General features: G+C 47.2%; 9 protein-coding genes. All 9 read right to left on the reverse strand.

The window, feature by feature from the left end:
- The 9 genes from ACKPCE_RS13640 to ACKPCE_RS13680 all read right to left on the reverse strand — a co-directional run bounded on the left by ACKPCE_RS13640 (position 1) and on the right by ACKPCE_RS13680 (position 17,022).
- On the reverse strand, positions 1-1,467 hold the full coding sequence (locus ACKPCE_RS13640) for a glycoside hydrolase family 140 protein (protein ID WP_407655038.1): 1,467 nt from the start codon (positions 1,465-1,467) through the stop codon (positions 1-3).
- A gap of 30 nt (positions 1,468-1,497) precedes the next feature.
- Positions 1,498-3,888 carry a glycoside hydrolase family 95 protein gene (locus ACKPCE_RS13645; RefSeq protein ID WP_319505980.1) on the reverse strand — a complete coding sequence of 797 codons (2,391 nt, stop codon included), beginning with the start codon at positions 3,886-3,888 and terminating at the stop codon, positions 1,498-1,500.
- A gap of 206 nt (positions 3,889-4,094) precedes the next feature.
- Positions 4,095-6,062 carry a 6-O-methylesterase gene (locus ACKPCE_RS13650; RefSeq protein WP_319505592.1) on the reverse strand — a complete coding sequence of 656 codons (1,968 nt, stop codon included), beginning with the start codon at positions 6,060-6,062 and terminating at the stop codon, positions 4,095-4,097.
- Between the two features lie 5 nt (positions 6,063-6,067).
- Complete coding sequence (locus ACKPCE_RS13655; protein WP_319505593.1) at positions 6,068-7,399, reverse strand: glycoside hydrolase family 28 protein; 1,332 nt, start codon at positions 7,397-7,399, stop codon at positions 6,068-6,070.
- Positions 7,396-10,110, reverse strand: a complete 2,715-nt coding sequence (locus tag ACKPCE_RS13660) for a glycoside hydrolase family 78 protein (RefSeq protein WP_407655039.1) — start codon at positions 10,108-10,110, stop codon at positions 7,396-7,398. The genes ACKPCE_RS13655 and ACKPCE_RS13660 overlap by 4 nt, the downstream gene beginning before the upstream one ends.
- Before the next feature lie 81 nt (positions 10,111-10,191).
- Positions 10,192-13,509 carry an MGH1-like glycoside hydrolase domain-containing protein gene (locus tag ACKPCE_RS13665; protein ID WP_407654996.1) on the reverse strand — a complete coding sequence of 1,106 codons (3,318 nt, stop codon included), beginning with the start codon at positions 13,507-13,509 and terminating at the stop codon, positions 10,192-10,194.
- A gap of 21 nt (positions 13,510-13,530) precedes the next feature.
- A complete protein-coding gene (locus tag ACKPCE_RS13670; RefSeq protein ID WP_407654998.1) occupies positions 13,531-14,454 on the reverse strand; it encodes a glycoside hydrolase family 43 protein in 924 nt (307 codons plus the stop codon).
- A 190-nt stretch (positions 14,455-14,644) separates the two neighbouring features.
- On the reverse strand, positions 14,645-15,316 hold the full coding sequence (locus ACKPCE_RS13675; protein WP_276992826.1) for a DUF3826 domain-containing protein: 672 nt from the start codon (positions 15,314-15,316) through the stop codon (positions 14,645-14,647).
- A 17-nt stretch (positions 15,317-15,333) separates the two neighbouring features.
- Positions 15,334-17,022 (reverse strand): polysaccharide lyase, encoded by a 1,689-nt coding sequence (locus ACKPCE_RS13680; protein WP_319505594.1) that lies wholly within the window; start codon positions 17,020-17,022, stop codon positions 15,334-15,336.
- Positions 17,023-17,153 lie beyond the last annotated feature (131 nt).

The following is a 17,153-nucleotide window of genomic DNA, read 5'->3' on the forward strand; positions in this document are numbered from 1 at the left end:
TTATTTATTCCATTTTTGCTGTGCATCCGGCAACTCAGTCCACCCCTTCTGCACATAATCTTTTGAAGCATCTACAGCAATGAGCACCTGATCGTTGCCACTGATGTATCCGCTGTCGTGTTGGAAGTTAACCATCTTGCTGTCGAACTCGCCTACATACTCCAACTTACCTGTTTTGGCTGCGTACCACCACACATTTTTGCGGGCACCACTGATTTTGCTCAGGTCAATCTGCATGGGGCGACCGGTGTAGTTGTACACCATCAGGTAGTCGTTGCCACGTGTAGCAATGGCACGGTCGTAACGCTCTCCATTGGTTCCGGCAATGATGCTCTGATCGGGTACACGATCGAAGAACGGGAAGCTAAGCATCAGGTTCTTGATGTATTGCATCTGGTTAAAGCCGGGATCGTTTAACGCTTCGTACCAAGGTTTCTTGGCTCCGTAAGCACCACCCACACCCGGACGGATAAACTGCATAATGGAATTGTGACCGTATGTGTGTCCGAATGAACCGGCAAAAACCGACCAGTAAGCATAACGACGTACATCGTTGTCATTCCAGTGAGTTTCGTTGGGGTCATGCAAGCCTTGAGGAATTTCCTCGTAGATCGGTTCACCGTCGATAACCGGTTTCAGTGGTTTCTCAGCAAAGCTTCTATCCACAAAACGCCAGTTATCTTCCTCGGTATTCTCTTCAATGGGGTAATCACCGTCGCCATTGCGTTGACCGTAACGACGGTGTCCGCTCTGGAACATGTTGAAGTCCAACCACTCAGCTTTGTTAAACCACATAGCCGATGTAGTACGACCCCGCGGATGGAAAGTCATCAGGTGGTTTTTATCAACCGCACGGATGCTTTTGGCTAATGCTTCCCACTCGGCAGTCTTCACATCGCCACGAATGTCGCCACCAATGAACCAAATAACATTGGGTTCGTTCTTGTATCTCTCTGCCAGGAATTTACCGTAAGCCTGAGCCTCTTTGACGCTCATCTGACCTTTGCTGACAGGAGTTCCCCAGATGCACACCATACCGATGTAGATACCTTTGTTAGCCGCTGTTTTAATGATATAATCCATGTGATCCCAGTAACCGTACACCCCTTTCTTGTTGATGTCTTTGAAGTTGAAACCATCAACCAACGAGTATTGTCCGTAGGCATTCATGGAGGGAACATTGTTCATGGTTTGTACCTGAACCACATTGTAACCTCTTTGTTTGCATTGTTCCAGATAATATTCCGCTTCATCGCGGTTCAGGCGTTCGGGCAAAAGCCATCCGGTTTCACCCAACCAAAAGAAAGGTGCTCCGTTTTCGTGTTTCAGGTAACGACCTTCTTCAGAAACAACCAATTTACCGTTACTCCAGGGGATGTACGTTTTCGCTGTTTTCTTCTGAGCCGACGCGTTACCGGCTGTTAACATCAACAGAAACAAGAAATACCAAAAAACATTTGTCTTCATCATATCATTCGCGTTTATTATTTATTCTTTTTATTTTCCAATAACTACATATTCCTTTCCTGCACGAGTAGGAAGGTCATATAAATAAGTAGGTTTCAATTCCACTTTATTCAACTTGGCCGATTCATTGACCAAAGGTTGTGCTATGACGGGCACTTCATAGAGTGCGTTGGGATTCTTTCCTTTGGCTTTCTTCAGGCCTTTGGCACTAAGCGGATGGAGCGAACGCAGACGGCAGTTGCCACCGGCGTGCGACTTAATGGTCAGCCGTTCTACTTTTCCGTTTTTCCACTTCAGGTTGAGCTCAAAACCTCCTCTGGCCATCAGTCCTTTCACCTCTCCCTCTTTCCACAGCGAAGGCAGTGCGGGGAGCAAGTAGATGAATCCGTCGTAACTCTGCATCAACATTTCGGCAATGCCGGCCGTACAGCCAAAGTTACCGTCAATCTGGAAAGGCGGATGTGCATCAAACAGGTTAGGGTATGTACCTCCTTTTTTCTTCTCGTTGCGCACCAGTGTGAGCTGATCGGTTATGAGTTTATACGCATGGTCACCATCGAGCAAACGGGCCCAGAGGCACACCTTCCAGCCCATGCTCCATCCGGTTGAGGGATCGCCACGGTGGATGAGCGAGGTACGGGCTGCGTCAAACAAAGCCGGTGTACGGTAAGGAGAAATCTGGTTGCTGGGAAACAAACCGTAGAGGTGTGAAATGTGACGATGCACATCGTTGGGGTCATCCCAATCGAACATCCACTCCTGCAATTGTCCCCATCGTCCCACCTGCATAGGAGGCAGCTGGGCTATGCGTTGCTCCAGGTGTGCAGCAAAGGCAGCATCTACACCCAACACACGTGCCGAGGTGATGATAGCCGACCAGAGATCGAACACCAGTTGGTTGTCCATGGTGCAACCTGCTGCCGTGGTAGCCTTGCCTTCACTGCCGGCATGTACATTCTCGGGCGAGTTACTGGGGCAAACCACCAGCCAACCGTGCACGGGCTCTTTCACCATCGTTTGATCAAAGAACACGCCTGCCTCTTTCATAATGGGGTAAGCCGAGCGCAGAAACGCCACATCGCCTGTGTAAAGGTATCTTTCCCACAGGTGACGGCACAGCCATGCCCCACCCGATGGCCACATGCCCGACGGTGCTTTGTCGAGTGCACCCGTTATGCGCCATATATCTGTATTGTGATGCAACACCCAGCCATCGGCACCATACATGGTTTTAGCCGTTTCGCGTCCGGTTTCACTCACTTCCTTAATCAACTTAAAGAGCGGTTCGTTCAGTTCGCTGAGGTTGGTCACCTCAGAAGGCCAATAGTTCATTTCGAGGTTAATGTTGCACGTATATTTACTGTCCCACGACGGGAAGAGTTTATCGTTCCAGATGCCCTGAAGATTAGCCGGTTGTCCACCCGGTTGCGAAGAACAGATCAGCAAGTATCTGCCAAATTTGAAGTAGGTAGCTACCAAGAACGCATCATTCGTATCCTTGAAACGCTCCACACGCATGTCTGTTGTTACATGGGCAAATTGATCGTCGCCCAAGTCCAGAGACGACCGATCCATGAACTGACGGAAGTAAGCCACGTGAGCTTTCACATCGTCGGCATAGGAACGCTTTAAAGCCTTGTCCAGAAAGTCTTTTGAACGCTCCACTTCATTGCCGTCGATGTTTTTATAGTTATTGAAATTGGTAGCAATGGATACATACAATACCGCTTCATCGGCTCCCTCTACAGAGAGTGTACCGTCCTGACAACTTACTTTTCCTCCTTGCGTAGTAGCTGTGAGGCGACCTTGAAACAAGACCTTACCTTTGAGTCCTTCGTGCCACGAAGATACCCCCGATAGCGTTACACAATTGCCATCCGAAGCAATGACCGGATCCTGATGCGGTGTGGTAAGCAACGCATTGCAGGTAATCATTCCCGGTTTATCGGCGGTGAGACGAACCATCACCACCTGCGAGGTGAACGACGTGATGGTTTCACGACGGTACGTAACGCCATCGACCTTGTAACGCACCACCGTGCGGGCCGAGTCCAGACTTAATTCTCTGTAATAATCCGTGTAACGGGTATGTCCGGGAAAGGAGATGCGCAAATCGCCAAACGTTTGGTAAGGCATGCCCGAGTTGGTTTTGGCCATCACCTTCTCCGTAGCCAAGGTTTGTGCTTCGAGGTACTTACCTGCAAAGACCAGTTCGCGCACCTTGGGGATGTACTCCAAAGCATTGGGATTGGCGTTGTTATTGGGCCTGCCTGCCCAGATAGTCTCCTCGTTCAGCTGAATTTGCTCCACACCGGGAGTGCCAAATACCATGGCTCCCAGCCGTCCGTTGCCCAGCGGTAGCGCTTCTGTCCACACCGCCGCCGGTTTGTCATACCACAGTTTGTATTCGCGAGCCTGCATCGACAGCGACACCAGTCCCACAGCCCATACAGCTGCTGTTCGTAACAAAGATTTATTTTTCATCATTATTTATTTCGTTTTTCAACGTTTAAACACTTTCTTATCCAAGAGCCACGAGCAGTTTGAAATCTGCCACGACCAGTTGCACCAATTGCAACGAGCAATCCCTTCAACTGCCCCGAGCAATTGGGAGCATTACCGCCAGCTTATTGCTTCTGCTCCGCTGCTTTTTTAGCAGCCTTTTCGGCCTTCACCTTGTCAACGTAAGCCTTGAAAAGCTGACGCCAGCTGCGACCGTTGTTGTTCAGGTATGCCTCACACTTATTCTTGTACATCTCAAACACAGCCGAAATCTGCTTCATGCTTTTGTAGTCGATAGCCTGTTCGCGAGCCTGCTTGAGATGAGCCAAAATGGTAGCTTCCTCCTTCTCTGTGAGGTCGGGCACAATGGACTTGTAACCGTTCATGGTGAAAGCCACTTTACCCACCGTATATTTATCAAGAATAGCCTCTACCTGCTCCTCGGTAAGCGATTTACGCAAGCCGTTCATCAGCTTGGCGTGCACCTCTTTCGGCATGGCCGAATCGGCTATCAGGGAGCGTTCCAGCTCGCTAAGCGGACTGCCTGTGAGCGGATTAATGCCTTCGGGAATAGTGGTAAAAGGATGATCGTTGTGCCAATCGCGCACGGCACGCAGGTGATTATAAATCAGCGTGGTAACGTATCCGGCTGTTTTCTGGTCTTTCAGTTGCAAAGAAGCCACCCATTCGGTTGCCTTTTTTTCCAAACTCAAATCAGATTGTAGTTGGGCAAACCTGCCTTTATCAAAATACACCGCCAAGGCATCGAACGAGCGGATGGCCATTGCAGGCATTAACTCACCCTTATTGCCAAAGCTAAACATAGCCTCCTGAGGTTCGATGGTTACTTTCTTCTCATAGAGTTTGCTCTTATCAAGATTAAACACCGAAGCAAAGAAGTCATAGACAGCCATGCGCTTATTAATACCAAAATCATGCCCTTCCTGAGGAAGATGTACATTGGTCACCTTATCTGCCGCTCCGTAAAATCCGTACACTTTTTGCAGGTAAGGGAATTCCAATGCAGGCACACTCGCTGTCCAGTCCTTGCCATCGGAAACCACCAGCAGGGGACGTGGAGCAAACATGGCAGCCAATTCGGCATTATTGGTTCCTCCACAAGCTAGTAAAACAGGCACGCCGCTTTCGCAGGGGCAGCCACCATCGAAGTGTGAAGCCAGACTAACGACCGGTGCCGCAGCCGTAAAACGTTCGTCGAGTGCAGTGAGTAAAACAGTCTGCGTTCCACCACCGGAACCGCCGTTTACCCCTACTCGGGTTTTATCAATATCTTTGCGGGTAAGCATGTAATCGAGAATGGAAAGTCCGTTCATGGCCTGAATGATGTGCGCCGCACTGGAACGGTGAGCCGCTCCGCCTACCTGCAAAGCCGATTCGCCCCAACCAAAGAGATCATAATCCACACAAACGGCTCCCATACGTGACAATGTACCCATGCGTTGCTGTTGGTCTTCGCGGTAGCGCCCGCCACCGAAATGTCCGTTGGGACAAACTATCAACGCATGTTTCCCCGATGTACGAGGGGTGTATATGGAACCGCAAACGTATAGTCCTGGCAAGGTTTCTAACGCAAAGTTCTGAACGGTGTAGCCATCGAACTTGCGTATTTTGGAAAGGATGGGTTTACTTGTCACCCGTTTGGCCATCAAAGAATCGAGACCTAACTTGCTACGTACCTCAGCACGCAAACAAGTCTTCCGTTGCTCCCACGATGCTTTGTCGGCATACAGTGCTTGCAGGTGAGCCAGCATTTTTTCTCCGTCGGCATCTGTGCGACGTGCATACTCATATACTTTAAGTTTGTACGTTTGCGCATCTTGCTTCACAAACTTATAGTCGAACGGTGCCAATACGTTGGTGAGCGACTCTTCAACAGAGTACGGGCGAATGCGGAAATCGGCATAAGGAAGTACCTTGCCTACCGTATCGATATCATATTTCAGGCGCACGTTGAAACGTGTTTGTATGTCGGCCAGCACGTCGTGCAGCGGACGAGCAAACTGGTTTTCGTATGTCTGTGCATTTGCTCCTGCAAAGCTTAGCAGCATGGCTGCCATGACTAATTTCTTCATCGGTATCATTCCAGTGTTATTGTTTTACCGTTGATCGTTACATCGGTCAATGATAGGTTCTTGTAATTCAGAAACTGAGGTTTCTCACGACTCTGTATGTTAATGTCGCGCAAGGAAACATCCGAGATGGGTGCCTCGTCGAGACCTCTGATAAAAATCGGTGTTTTCACGTCACGGGCAGTCAGTCCGGAAACATGAATATCTCTAAAGATCGGCGTACGCTCGCTCAGTGGTTCGGCAGGCATGTTGCTGTACATCAGGTCCATTACAATGGCCTCGTTCTTGATGTTGCGCATCACAACATTACTGATACGAATGTCTTCCACTACCCCTCCGCGACCGCGGGTTGATTTCAAGCGAATACCTCTGTCAGTACCATCAAACACACAATTGCTGATAACCACCTTACATACTCCCCCACTCATTTCACTGCCAATGACTACACCGCCGTGACCTGCCAGCATGGTGCAATTGGTGATGGTAATATTCTGGCACGGAGCAGCGGCTTTGCGGCCCTGCAAGTCGCGTCCTGATTTGATGGTGATGCAGTCGTCACCTACCGAAATGTGGCAGTCACTGATGTGCACGTTGCTGCACGATTCAGGGTTGATGCCATCCGTATTGGGCGAAGGCACGTTGTGAATGGTTACACCCTTCACCGTAACGTTATCGCAAAACTGCGGATTGACAGTCCAGAAGGGAGAGTTAACGATTTTCACTCCCTCAATCTTCACATTCTTGCAGCGCAAAGGCTGAATGAATGGCGGACGGAAAAAGCGTCTCTGCAACGTGTTTACATAATCTTCATTCGTTTCGGCGTACAATGTTTTCGTATCATTGGCCTTGTCCCACATGGGCTGGTATTTATTGATGTCTCTCACACCGTTGTCCTTCAAGTCAATCATGACACGGAAAAACTCCATCCACCATTTTTTGCCCTGACCATCGAGAGTACCTTCTCCTTTTATGGTAATATTCTCGGCATCTACCGCATAAATAAGCGGCGAAAAACTCTTCATCATCACCCCTTCGTAACGCATTTCCACAAACGGAAGGTATTGGTCGAAATCATCGGAAAAGAGCAGTGTGGCACCGGCTTCCAGCTCCAGCGTGATGTTACTTTTCATCACGATAGAACCTGTGAGGTAGCGACCCGCAGGGAAAAACAGCGTACCACCGCCACCCTTGCTAAGCCTATCGATGGTTTGGTTAATCAACCGGGTATTGAGCGTAGTACCATTTGCTTTGGCACCTGCCGCACGCATGTCAACACGTTCTGCACGCATGGCAAAAGGCAAGCCGATCAATAGGGACAATAATAGAATACGTATGTTCATCGTTCTAAGTTTTTAGTAAATGAATAACTGCCACTCTTTAACAAGCGGGGCGTTTCTTCGCCGGGCATAAACAATTTGGCCGAACAGTTGACCGGCACATTTGTCCGGAGGGTAAAGATACCATTTTCTTTGGTCCAATTCACTGAAATGGTTCCGTAAAGCGTTTGGAAGGTAGCTTCCACTTGTTTCAAATCGCCCACGGGTTGGGGAGCAATCACAAAGTCCTTATACCCCGGAGCCGACGGATCGGCCTTAATACCTGCCAATGAAGCAAAAAACCATTCGTCAATCTGTCCCATCATGAAGTGATTCCACGACGAACCCTGACGCGGATCCCACTGCTCGGTAAGCGTAGTAGCGCCAAATTTCAGCTGAAAGCCATAGCCGGGTGCTTCTTCGTGATTATGCATGGTGTACATCAGCTCATTGAGTCCGTTGCGTGCCAATGTCTGGAACAGGTAACGGTTGCCCACATCGCCCGTTGTGAGGCGATTGCCGTGAGCTTTGATGTCCTTCACCAAATTTTGGAGCACTAGTGGGCGTACTCCATCTTCCACCAAACCGAGGAAGAGCGGCAATGCATTGCTGCACTGACTGCCTGTGCCATATTGAGCTGTTTCGGAGTGAAAGAATGTATCGTTGAATGCAGCTTTCACCTCTGCTTTGAGGGCAGCATAATAATTTTCGTCGTGCTTGTTGCCCACCATACGTGCTCCCTGTTCCAGGTAGCAAATATCGAGGTAATAGTGTGCCGTGGCAACCAGCGGAACGGGTGTGTTACGCGAGAAACCTGCACGGAAATCGCCGTAGTCATACCAATCACCCAAACCAAACGAAACAATGTGGTTCTGTGCACGCGAAGTGAGATAGTCCACATAAGCGCGCATATTACGGTAGTAACGCTCTATAAGCGAAGCATCACCGTAAGTTTCGTAATACATAAACGGCAAAATAACCATGGATGAGCCCCACTCGGGAGAGTCGGCAAACACATCCATGCCCGGGCCTTCAAACACTACATACTGAGGTGCCGTAGTGGGAACCATGCCGTTGTTGTGTTGTGCATCGGCCATGTCTTGCATCACCTTGGGAAAGAGGGTGGTCAGGTCATAGTTGTACAACAAACCGGGACCATTGAGGTGCAGTTGTTCCAGCCAGCCCAGCTTTTCACGGTGCGGACAGTCGGTAAACACCGATTGCATGTTGCTGCGCACAGCCTTGCCTATAATGCGGTGTGCACTGTTGAACACGTCATTAGAGCAACGGAAAGTGGCTACATCACGAGCCGAGTTATATACAAAGCATGACTGTATGTTTTTGATAACAGGAAGTTTCTGCGGGTTCTTCTGCCCTTTCAATACGGCTCCTTCAACCTGAATGTAGCGGAAACCATAGTATGAGAAACGCGGATGCCACGTTTCGTCTCCTTCACCTTTGAGGGTGTATTCGTAATAGTGCTGACGCCCTGTTTGTCTTTGGTTAACAGCCCCCTCATCGGTAAGTGCTTCGGCCACAAGCAAGGTTACTTTTTGTCCTTTCTTGCCACGCACGGTAATCTCCGGAAAGCCGGCCAGGTTCTGCCCCATGTCGAGCACCATAGCCGAAGGATCCACCGTTCTTTTGGTCGACTTCGATGCCGCCTCTACCTGTTGAGCCGTCAGCTTGGTTACCTTCTGAATGCCATAACGCTCCATGATTTTCACCGGTGAAGCCTCTTGCGGACGAAGGGTTCCTTTGGGTGCTTCCTGAATCACCACCGGTTTCCAGGCAGCATCATGGAAAGCAGCAGTGTTCCATCCCTTTTGTTCCAAGCGAGCATCGTAGCTTTCACCACCGTATATGCTATTGAAAGTAACCGGGTTCAAAGCGTACTTCCAGTGGGCATCCGAACAAATTTCTTCCTGTGTGCCGTCTGCATGTGTAATCACCATCTTGAGCAACAAAGTAGGTGGCCCGAAACCGATTTGCAGTTTGCGGTATCGTCCGCCACCCTGCACATTGTAAAATCCGTTGCCTAGTAAAGCACCTATAGCGTTGACTCCTTCTTTCAGCAAAGAAGTCACATCGTAGGCGTTGTAATACACCGTTTTGTCGTAGTCGCTCCACAGAGGGGCAAACTCGCTGTTGCCCACCTTCTGACCATTCAGGCTGAGTTCATAATGTCCCAGACCGCAAATGTAAACCATTGCCCCGACTATTTTTTTATTCACGGTGAAGCTGCGGCGTAGACTGATGCTCTTGGACGATAAACTGTCTACAGCATCCCACAACGCCTTTACTTCGGGCTTCTTCATGTCGGTACCGTGGAATTTTCGACCAGCAGGTAGTTTAGCCTGCTGTTGCGTAATGGCTCCTACCCAATGCGCATTTTGAAAGAAAGAATTTGAAGGTGCTATGCCGAAAACAGCCTCTGCACTCCAGGCAGAAAGCTTCCCCGCAGAATCCCAAACCTGCACTTTCCAACTATATTTTTGTGCCGGTTTAAGCGGTGCACCTCCATAAGGCACGTGTTGACTTTGAGAAGACACTTTTTTGCCCGATTGCCATACCAGCGTGCGCTTTGCACCGTGTAGGGCGTAGACTTCAATGGCATAAGCTGTTTGTGCATCGGCCTGTACGGACGAAGTCAGTTGCCACCCAAAGTGAGGTGTCAACGTACTTATGCATAGCGGGTCGACCGTCATTTCACAGGTGGGCTTTACCACTTCCATGGCCCAGAGGCTACGGAAAGAGTAAAGCAACCCGATAAAAAAACATACTATTATTTTATTGCTATAGCCCATAAATGCTGATTAGTTCAAAACATCCTTGCATACCAGTCGCTGCAAACGGTCGGATTGTCCCACCAGTTTGCCATTCACATATACACGAAGACCCTTGCCTGCATGATAACGAGATCCGTCCTTGTCCCAAACAATAGAAATGTTGTGGCCGTGATACAATACATTGTCCAGGCAGAACCAGTTCCACTTGCCCTCCGGTATCAACGGATTCACTTCAATTGTGTTGTCTGTACGCGGACGTAAACCTACTAAACCGGTAATCACCAAATCGTTGAAGGTAGAGTGATTGTAATAACGTGAACGCTCCTGATCACCTTTCAACCAATAGCCGGTAACTTCATCGAGGTACTCACCAATATACGGACGACCACGGTGGTATTGAGATTCCACATACAATTCCATCTGACGGAAGTACACACTGTCAGTGAGCACCGTTTGCGGATAGTTATTCATAAAGTTGGCCATAGCCGTAAGCGTTTGAGCCGAAGCGAAAGGCCAGATAGCTCCATCCCACTCGCACTTGCCCACACCACGGGTACGAAACTCGGGGTGACGACGTTCGGCAGTAGTCATACCGTAAGGAGCCAAGAAACCTTTTTCGTCCATGACTTCCTTCCAAGCCACATCATGCTTGCGTGCATCGGGCAAATTGAAATACCAAGGAATGTAACCGATAGCTTCGCGCACATTGGCAGAAGAATCTGTGCGCATGGTTTCAAAGAACTGATGACGCTCGTTCCACAATTTGCCTTCAACCAACTGCTTCAAGGTATCAGCCTTCAAGTCATACTTCATGGCAATACCTTCATTGCCAGCCAGCAACCCCATGTTTGAAAGCGCTTTGGCATTACCGTACATATAGCTATTGATGGTAGGACGAGCATATTGCTTGCGGCGACCGCCACTGATCGATTCTTCCATGCCGTCTTGCACATCACCCTGCCAGTACAAACCATTTTTCAGGCGGTTGGTGCTTTCCCAACGTTTGTATTCGGTATCCAAATCGGTCATCATATCGAGCAGAAAGTCTTTATCGCCATCAACCAAGAAACGGTTGTAAATGGCATCTGCATTCCATGAACTGAATTTATTCATCTTCTTCATCGGTCCGCCTTCGTTACCGCGGTACCAGGTATGTATAATCTGATCCAGATACTTCGGATCTCTCAACCAGCGACTCTCATAAATGTGGTGACCTATGGCGCAGGCAATGAGGTTATACTTATCGGCATAGGTACGATTGACCAAGAACTCGGTCATTCCATAACCTGCCGGAGTGTTTTTGATGTGCTTACGCAGGCTCCACCAACGGTAGTAATACATCTCTTCGAAATTCTTCTGAGGACATTCAAACAACGGAATATTCTGTTCCATCCAGGCCGATGCTTCCGAGTTAGGAATAGCCTGAGCGATGTTTTCATCTTCCATGTTGTTGAAGTAATCAGCATAATGGCTGAAAGTAGCGTACTTCAGGAAAGCAGCGGTTGCATCCACATCGGTCGAAGAGGTTTTGAAGTTGGCTACACGGAAAGTGCTCAAAGCATCTTGCGCGCCGGCATTGGGCAGGTCGTAAGTCTGATCGGCCGGTGTTTCCGGTGTAGGGAATTGTCTCAGCTCACCCGTACGGAAAGCTATTCGCTCAATAGCAGCAACGGGAGCATAGAACATACGTGTACCCACCTTCTTTCCGTCAACAAATACCTGAATGCTTCTGTTAGCCACAGACAATAAGGCTTCAACATGGTATGTTTTGCCCGCTTCATATTTCATGATGTTACCGAAACGTGAGCCACCCTTAGCACGACAAACGCCATCGGCCGTCAGTTCCAAACGTGAACAGGCAATGCCGTTCTCATCAAGAAATTCAATTTGAAGTGTGCCTTTATCGTTTTGACCGGCCTGCAAATCAAAGGCTACTTTCAGTTCCTTCGTTGCAGGAATCTTGCGTTCTATCTTGGCATAGTCAAACGGATCTTTGTCTTGCAACAGCAACCAGTTTTTATCGAGCGACACAGGTGCCCATACGGGAGAATAGATATTCCAATCGGTTAGCTGTGCTAGTTCGGTAAATTGTGAGAAATCATCATCGGCATGTGCAGCGGCCTTTAGCTTGACCGGAACCGGAATGCGTGAAACCCACATATCTTCCTTATTCACACTGTAAGCAACCCACAGATTACCGTCTTTCGGTGTGCCGTTGCCTTCCTGAATGCCGCGAACGTATTGCGGACCGTATGATTTATAGTTACCACCGTAACGCATGGGGGTAATTTCACCGTGAACCAAGTTGAGCGTGGTGTACTCCAAACCGTCTTTACTCAATGATATAGCGAGCGGCCAACGGAATTCCGACGGGTTGTATACGGTTGCATACGTACCGTCGCTTAAACGTTGTCCCCATATTTTAGCATTGCTATTCACAAAACCTTTGGCACGCAATACCGGCTCAGCCCAGTTATTGCCTCCGTCTTCGCTGATGGAAGTCAGTGCATGCTTCCACAAACAGGCAATTTTCCCATCGGGAAGAGTATAGTAGTTAAACGCTTTGTATTCTTTGTTCAGAGGAATGATAGGATCATTGCGATCGGCCTCTTCCACCCATTGCATACGATAAAGCGGATTATCGAGTATCTCTTGGCAAGCTTTCACAAATGCCTTATCCTTGCTTCGTTTGAAATAGGGAAAAGCGGTGTTCTTTTCATTAAAACCGTGATTGTAGTAGATGAAGTAAATGGGTCCGTAAGTACCGTCTTTCTTTATTTCGCGTACCACACGACCAATGCCGTTACCATCATTGGGATCGTCTTTTTTATCCATCGCTACGCCGTAGTTACCCATGGTGATGAGCTTACCCAATTTGGAAACATAAAACCCTACACGTTGATGCATAATAGCAATCAGGTTCTTTGCCACGTCTTGACGACCGGCTTTGGTGTATCCGTCGGGCACCTTGTACTCGGGAAATACGATTTGCGGATTGGTCCAATGATAGCCGTCCTTTGAAGTCATCAGCACCGTGTGCGAAGGTGGCACGTGCTCATCAACCGGATCACACAAGTATTGATAATAAAACTGTCCGTTCCAATAAGCCAGCATCGGCTGGTGATTGTAAGTCCACCCGTTACCATTCGATGAATCGGGAAATTCACGGTTGGCACGCATAATCTGAATGTTATGCACCCCCACCACCGGACTAAGTTGTCCGTCGTGATAAGCCGGGTTAGCCAGTTCGGTTCCCGTATAATGAATTTTATTCTGAGCAGAAGCAGGTAAGGCTGCCAAACAGCCCATTGCCAGAGCAAGTAAAGATTGACTGATATATTTCATGGTTTATACGTTAGGTGTTTATTACTTCTGATTCTTAATTAACCCGTCGACAATAGCTTTGGGAACCTTGCAAATGGTTCCATGCTTATGCCCCTGAGGAACACTGATGTGGGCCGTTTCGTTAGTGAAATTAATAAAATCACGTGTTTTCACGGCACCATATATCTTCTTTTTATAAACATCAAAATAAATCATATAATCATCGCCTACCTTTTCAACCGTAGGACCCTCAACAAAAGGTTCGGTGAACGCTGCCGATGCCTCGGAATAAGGTCCGTAAGGAGATGAAGCAAAGGCTATCTTCAAGTTACGGTTTGCGCGGGTATTGTCTTTCAGAACCATGACGTAATCTTTGGCGGCTCTTTTTACTATAACGGCATCAATGCTGCTGAAACCGGGATCATAAAGCAACTTAGTTTCGGACACCGTATTGAAATCTTTAGTGGTAATGTAATACAGGCGATGATTGTTCTTCACCTCCTCTACTCCACGAGGAAAACGATTGGGTACGCACGATGCCCAAACAACCATGAATTGTTGCTGTTCATCATCATAAAAAATCTCGGGAGCCCATACATTAACCGTAGTCGTGTCATGAGCCATAACCGGAATCATTTTCTGCTCTGACCAGTGAATAAGGTCTTTTGAAGATGCATAACCAAAACCTAAATCGCCCTTCCAACTTGTAGTCCACACCAAATGAAATGTTCCGTCGGGCGTTTGTACCATCGACGGATCTCTCATAATCTGCTGCTTGCCAATTTCCGGTTTCAGCCACGTGCCTGCAATGCTATCCCAATGAACGCCATCAGCGCTATAGAGAAAACGCAGACCATCGGTAGCAGGTTCATGAAAAGAAGTGAAAACGTAATAGTCTTTTTCCTGTTTACAAGAAACGAACATAAACAAGAAAAATGTAATCCACAAAATGAAGGGCTTATTCATACTTGTATTTTTATCTGATTCGAATTTATTCTATTTAGTAAAAAAGACGTAGAAGTAGCCATTGTGTACTCAATTGACAAGCACGAAAGGAGATAAAAAAACAGGTAAATTGATTAACGTATAAAAGAAGAAGGAGCCTCTGCATACACAGAACGCTCCTTCTTCACATAAAAAACAGAATTAAACTAAGTTATTTTTTCTGTGCCTCTTTTTCCTTGATACGTTTATACCAAGCTTCTCTCTCTTTTACGAGGTCATATCCTCTTTTTGAAAGATAGTTGTTGATACGTCCTTTGTACTTGCCAAATGCTTCGTGCTTTTTGTTTGAGCTCTCGGCATCGAGTGCAAACTCGCGTGCTTCAACTAACCAGGCATATATTTGTTCCTTTTCTTCCTGTTTCAAAGATGGAATCATATCCAAAGTTGCTGTGTAAGTCACCTTAACAACCCCGAAAGTAATACCGTCTTTCACCTGCTCAATTTGTTTTTCATTGAGGAACAATGAAAGGTTAGCAGGGAAAGCAAAATGCGAGCGATACAAAGCTGCGTCTTTCTCAAATTCAGCAGCGCTCAGCGCTTCCTGCTTAGCCGTACCGGTAATTCCCGATTCTTTGATCTGCTTTACTTTAGCATCACGTTTTTCGTAAATGTCATTAAGCTCAAAGTAACGGTTAGCAATGATGTTGCAAACCTCTTGCTGAACTGTTTTATCAGCGATACCAAGCTTGTCGACAATCTTCTGCGATCTGCCAACGATAGATTCCACATATTTAGGATCACGGTTTTGCTTATCCAGATCAATAGCCTGAGCCGAAGCCACAGCTACGAAAAGGAAGCAAAAGAAAAGGTGAATCACTTTCATTTTCATCGGGTTTATCATTACATTAATTTACCTTTCTTAGCCAACGTATCGTGGTTGTTCTTCAGGTTTGTCCAGTCAACTTTCTTCTTTGTGCTGATACCATTGATATATTTTTCAATGTTCGTGTATCCGTCGCCGGTGCAGTCTTTAACTGCATCTGAAGAATCGTTCGGGTTCAGCCCATTGGCTTTTTCCCATGCATCGGGCATTCCGTCACCATCAGTATCCACATAAGGAGTACCTTTGTATTCAGGATAACCACCTACCTGACTGATGTCAGTAATGATACCTTTTTTATAAGAATCATTGGGTAAACGACGATGTTGAAATTGGTAGAATGAATTAGGATCCAAACCTTCTACGTAATAAGGTTTTCCGGTTTCAACTTCTTCAACTATTCTTTCATCGACGATGTCACGGCTTGGTATGGTTGCTCCTGCGTTCTTCAACACATACTTATAAGCATCTTTGGCAGGCATAATAGTTAAGTGAGGCATTGGGAAAGGCTCATCCCACTTCATATTTTCAGTATAACCATCTGTATTTGCTTGCTCCTGAACCTGAATACCACCTGCCCAGTTGTCTTTGGTAATGGCATCATAACCTTCCATGATATTACCGCTGGCATGAACACGACCAAATACATAATATCCCAATTTGCTACGACCCGATTCCGGTTTCAAAATACGGTGTCCCACAGGCGTGTTTTTCGGAGTCAACGGACCTGGTTTGAAGTAGTTATTAATCATGTTGTAAAGTGCGGTATAGTCACCACCATCAACCGAACGGTGCACCCAGTTATAGGTTACATTGTTCACGAAGTTAAAGATACCATTCCAACCAATTGACGGGTTACGTCCGGCATTGCTTGCCCAAAGGTTACGCATGAAAGAACAATTCTCTCCTCCCAACGTACTACCAAATGCATGGTTATATGTATCGAGTGCTTTTGCAGAGATTGTATTCTGTATAGTTACGTTTACTGTAGGCAACTTCAGGTCTTTGTAATCGGCACCCGGACTGAACATGTGACGATAGAATGAGATGTTTTCATCCAACCCCCAAGTACATGAGCAGTGGTCAATCATGATGTTACCCACCGGGTTACCGCCAAATGCATCGTCACGACGACCTACATTGGTTTCTCCTCTACGGAAACGCATGTGACGTACCACAACATCGTGTGTGTTTACCCAGAATGACTCACCTGCAATACAAACACCATCACCCGGAGCTGTTTGTCCGGCAATTGTAACGTAAGGTGCGCGTACAATGATAGGGGTTTTAATACGGATAACACCTGAAACATTAAAAACAATGATACGTGCTCCACCTGTTTCGCAAGCCTCACGGAAAGATCCGGGTCCACGGTCATTCAAATTGGTAACCGTAATCACTTTACCTCCACGGCCTCCGAAACTGAACATACCACCACCTTCGGCACCCGGGAAAGAAGGTATTTTAGCCTGAGGAAGATCAGTTGGTCTTGCTGCCCAAGGAATATAAGGTTTTCCTTCTTTTGCTTCTTTTTCGATAGTAGGAAGAGCCTTTTCCCAAGCTTCGTCTGAAAGTTTGTACTCTTCATCCATCCTTTTCTTCACAGCCTCTTTCACCTCTTTCGGTTCCTGAGGATACTGTGCCTTAACTACGCTGACCGGCGCCATCAAAGCAATGGCACAAATCACAAAAATCCATCTTTTTCTCATATTTTCAGTATTGAGTTTTTAGTTCACTTATTTATTAGACTATTTTCAGGGAGATTTGTAATCGGTGACGAGGAGTTTTTTTATTATTTAATGAATCAGAAGGTAGTATTAATCGGCAAACATATAATAAA

It is taken from the genome of Bacteroides graminisolvens (assembly GCF_963666085.1).
GTDB lineage: Bacteria > Bacteroidota > Bacteroidia > Bacteroidales > Bacteroidaceae > Bacteroides > Bacteroides graminisolvens.

Excerpts from the sequence above, each read along its gene's own strand:
- ACKPCE_RS13645 (WP_319505980.1), bottom strand. The coding sequence starts at position 3,888 with ATGCAGGCTCGCGAATACAAACTGTGGTATGACAAACCGGCGGCGGTG.
- ACKPCE_RS13650 (WP_319505592.1), bottom strand. The coding sequence starts at position 6,062 with ATGAAGAAATTAGTCATGGCAGCCATGCTGCTAAGCTTTGCAGGAGCA.
- ACKPCE_RS13665 (WP_407654996.1), bottom strand. The coding sequence starts at position 13,509 with ATGAAATATATCAGTCAATCTTTACTTGCTCTGGCAATGGGCTGTTTG.
- ACKPCE_RS13670 (WP_407654998.1), bottom strand. The coding sequence starts at position 14,454 with ATGAATAAGCCCTTCATTTTGTGGATTACATTTTTCTTGTTTATGTTC.
- ACKPCE_RS13640 (WP_407655038.1), bottom strand. The coding sequence starts at position 1,467 with ATGAAGACAAATGTTTTTTGGTATTTCTTGTTTCTGTTGATGTTAACA.
- ACKPCE_RS13680 (WP_319505594.1), bottom strand. The coding sequence starts at position 17,022 with ATGAGAAAAAGATGGATTTTTGTGATTTGTGCCATTGCTTTGATGGCG.
- ACKPCE_RS13660 (WP_407655039.1), bottom strand. The coding sequence starts at position 10,110 with ATGGAAGTGGTAAAGCCCACCTGTGAAATGACGGTCGACCCGCTATGC.
- ACKPCE_RS13655 (WP_319505593.1), bottom strand. The coding sequence starts at position 7,399 with ATGAACATACGTATTCTATTATTGTCCCTATTGATCGGCTTGCCTTTT.
- ACKPCE_RS13675 (WP_276992826.1), bottom strand. The coding sequence starts at position 15,316 with ATGAAAGTGATTCACCTTTTCTTTTGCTTCCTTTTCGTAGCTGTGGCT.